At 52.5% G+C, this 472-nt stretch carries 1 protein-coding gene; it reads left to right on the plus strand.

The window, feature by feature from the left end:
• Positions 1–189: 189 nt before the first annotated feature.
• On the plus strand, positions 190–472 hold a 283-nt coding region (locus tag D7Y13_RS45450), incomplete at its 3' end, for a hypothetical protein (protein ID WP_208734600.1).

The following is a 472-nucleotide window of genomic DNA, read 5'->3' on the forward strand; positions in this document are numbered from 1 at the left end:
ACATAGGGTCAGTCGGCATACGAGTTTACTCTACTTTTAACCCGGATTTATTGAGTTACCTATGAACAGAAATTATAGTTGTCCACACCATTTTCAACTTTCTTCAACGACCGGATGAGATAAACCCATCCGGTTTGACAGTATCTGTATCGACTCATTCGCGCCTTCCTGTAAACCCTTATTGTATCGATGAAACACTACTACGCCGTGTATTTCTGGATTTTGCTGGGGTTGGGAGCCTGCTCGTCGGGTGATGGCGACAGCGGCACCACCACTACCGATGCCCCGGCTGACACCATCGAAACAGCCCCGGCCGAGACGTCCGCCGAAACCGCTGAAGCTACCGTTCCCGCCAGTGCCGCCCCGAATGCTGTTTCCCTCGACGCCGACGAACTGCTGCCCTTTCGGGAAGGCTTCGCGATCATTAAAAAAGGCGAGTCGCAGGCGCTCATCAATGCCAAAGGTGATACGG

Origin of the sequence: Corallococcus praedator (assembly GCF_003612125.1) — a bacterium.
Taxonomy (GTDB): domain Bacteria; phylum Myxococcota; class Myxococcia; order Myxococcales; family Myxococcaceae; genus Corallococcus; species Corallococcus praedator.